Below are 2,818 nucleotides of genomic sequence, written 5' to 3' on the forward strand. Positions count from 1 at the left end.
CGGGGGGGGCGGGGGGGGGGGGGGGGGGGGGGGGGCCGGGCGGGGCTCGGCGGCGAGCTGGCGGCCCTGCACCACCAGCACCACGACGCCGAGCACCAGCGCGGCCAGCGCCGCCCACAGCACCGGCGGGGCGCCGCCGACCCACCACAACGTGCCGGCGATCCCCAGCGCCGCGCCGCAGAGCACGGCGAGCGCGTGGAAGAGCAGGTGCACCGCGTAGCCCTTCACCGTTACCTCCCGACGCGTTGCTGTCCGATCGTGGCGACCACTGTGCGCACGCGCGCCACCCGGTTCCCGTTGTCCCGAACCGCGCAACGATCACGACTTCGGGTGGAAGCGGTGACTACGGGTCGCCGCGGCACCGCGGGGCGCGCACCTTCACCCGATAGTAGCGCCGCCTATGGTCGAATTGCCTGATCAAGGGCGTTCGCCACGTTCGTCTGATCGCTCGGGACAGGGGCGCGCCCGACACCTCCCCGGCACTGAATTCCCTCGATCGGAGGGCACCCGGTCCGGCGTCCGGCACCGTTCGGGGCCCCGCCCTACGGTGAATTCCGGCGAGGTCCTCGTCGCCGGCGCGCGCCGGACGGGAACCCGGTGCCGTGCACGCGTTTCTCTCGGGGGTGAGGTCGGTGCTGAACACGTTGGCGGTCTTCGCGCTGGTGGCTTCGGTGGCCATCGGAACGATCATCGGATCGCTGATCGCCCTGTGCTGGTTCGAGGAACGCCTGCTCGGGGGACGACCGCGTCCGGTGCCCGACCGCCGGCTCGGCGTCGAACCGGAGCCCGCCGAGACCACGCCCGAACGGGTCGCCGTGCTGCGGCCCGAACCGGAGCAGCGGGTGCCCGCGCAGGCCGCCGCCGAGCCTCAGCCGGGCGTGCTGAAGTCCGCGAAGTCGAACCCGGGCGAGACGACGCAGGTCGCCAGCGACTCCACCGTCGCCGAGGCCACCGCCCGCTGCCACGTCCCGGCGGGCACCAGGACCTGAGGGTCCTGCCCGGCACCCGCGCCCAGCACGTGGTTGCGCGGCTGCTCGGCGGGCGCGTCGCCGTCCCCGCCCAGCACCAGCGTCAGCGGGCCGCCCCGGTGCCACAGCCACAGCTCGGCCGAACCGATCCGGTGCCACTCCGAGGTGTGCCCGGCGGAGAGCAGGTAGTAGATCGCCGTCGCGGTCGGCCGGGTGCCCCGCTCGTCGGGCGTCACCTCGACGTCGCTGGTCCAGGTCCGCCGGAACCAGCCGCCCTCCGGGTGCGGCAGCAGGTTCAGCTCCTCCGCGGTGCGGCTGCGCGTCTCCAGCGCCGCGAACCGGCCGCGCACGTCGCGCCGCGCGTAGTGCAGGCCGATCACCGCCGAGCGCTCCAGCGAGCCGTAGACGTGCGGGAACAGCACGTCGGCGGCGACCCCGGCCGGCGGGTGCGGTGCCGCCGCCTCCCAGCGCACCGGAGCGGACAGCCGCCGCGGATCGAGTTCCAGCGCCACCAGCTGCTCGTCCGCGTCCGCGTACAGCGCGTTGGCGACCGCCAGCGCCGTGGCCATGTCCGGCGAGCAGTGCACGAACCCGTCGGTCTCCAGCGAGGGGGAGCCGATGTGGTCCGCGGCCGCGTGGAACGCGCTCAACGGCAGCAGGTGCAGCAGTCTGGATCGAGTCACGTCGGCAGTCTGCCTGTCCGCACCGCGCGTTGTCAGGTCGCGCGCCCCGCCCCGCGGGTCGATCACCCCGCCGGGCGGCCGCACTACGATCGCGCCGGACGCCGTCGAAGGAGGAGTGCATGCGCATCGCGGTGCTCGATGACTACCAGGAGGTCGCGCGGGACTACGCGGACTGGGACTCGCTGCCCGCGCAGGTCGAGTTCTTCCACGACACCCCCGCCGACCGCGCGGAGCTGCTGCGGCGGCTCGCCCCGTTCGACGTGATCGCCGCGATGCGGGAGCGGACCCCGTTCCCGCGGGAGGTGCTGGCCGCGCTGCCGCAGCTGAAGCTGCTGGTCACCACCGGCATGCGGAACGCGTCGATCGACCTGGACGCGGCCACTGAGCTCGGCATCACCGTGTGCGGGACGGGCAGCGGTGCCGCGCCGGACCGGGCGTGGGGACCGACGGCGGAGCTCACCTGGGGTCTGATCATCGCGGTCACCCGGCAGATCCCGGAGCAGGACCGCGCGATCCGGGACGGCGGCTGGCAGCGCGGCGTCGGGTTCGAGCTGGCCGGGCGCACGCTGGGCGTGCTCGGGCTGGGCAGGCTCGGCAGCCAGGTCGCGAAGGTCGGTGCCGCGTTCGGCATGGACGTCATCGCCTGGAGCCGGAACCTCACCGCGGAGGCCGCCGCGGAGGCCGGGGCGCGCCGGGTGGAGAAGGAGGAGCTGTTCCGCGGCTCCGACGTGCTCACCGTGCACACGGTGCTCAGCGAGCGCACCCGCGGGCTGGTCGGCGCGGCGGAGCTGGCGCTGATGCGGCCCACCGCGTACCTGGTGAACACCTCGCGCGGGCCGATCGTGGACGAGGTGGCGCTGCGCGAGGCGCTGCACGCGGGACGGCTCGCCGGGGCGGGCCTCGACGTCTACGGGACCGAGCCGCTGCCCGCAGGCGACCCGTGGCGGACCACGCCGCGCACCGTGCTCACCCCGCACGTCGGCTACGTGACCGAGGGCACCTACCGGACGTTCTACGCCGAGACGGTGGCCGACGTGCGCGCCTTCCTGGACGGGGCGCCGGTGCGGGTGCTCAACGGCTGACCGGGCCGGGGGGGGGGGGGGGGGGGGGGGGGGGGGGGGGGGGGGGGGGGGGGGGGGGGGGGGGGGGGGGGGGGGGGGGGGGGGG

2 protein-coding genes are annotated in these 2,818 nt (G+C 75.4%); one reads left to right on the forward strand and one right to left on the reverse strand.

Annotation, left to right across the window (positions count from 1 at the left end):
- Window positions 1-868 precede the first annotated feature (868 nt).
- Complete coding sequence (locus tag LCD35_RS27240) at window positions 869-1,651, reverse strand: cupin domain-containing protein (RefSeq protein WP_224956260.1); 783 nt, start codon at window positions 1,649-1,651, stop codon at window positions 869-871.
- A 119-nt stretch (window positions 1,652-1,770) separates the two neighbouring features.
- Between LCD35_RS27240 and LCD35_RS27245 the strand changes: the two genes are divergently transcribed.
- Window positions 1,771-2,733 (forward strand): D-2-hydroxyacid dehydrogenase family protein, encoded by a 963-nt coding sequence (locus LCD35_RS27245; protein WP_224956259.1) that lies wholly within the window; start codon window positions 1,771-1,773, stop codon window positions 2,731-2,733.
- Window positions 2,734-2,818 lie beyond the last annotated feature (85 nt).

This window comes from Saccharopolyspora sp. 6V, from assembly GCF_020176785.1.
Taxonomy (GTDB): domain Bacteria; phylum Actinomycetota; class Actinomycetes; order Mycobacteriales; family Pseudonocardiaceae; genus Saccharopolyspora_C; species Saccharopolyspora_C gregorii.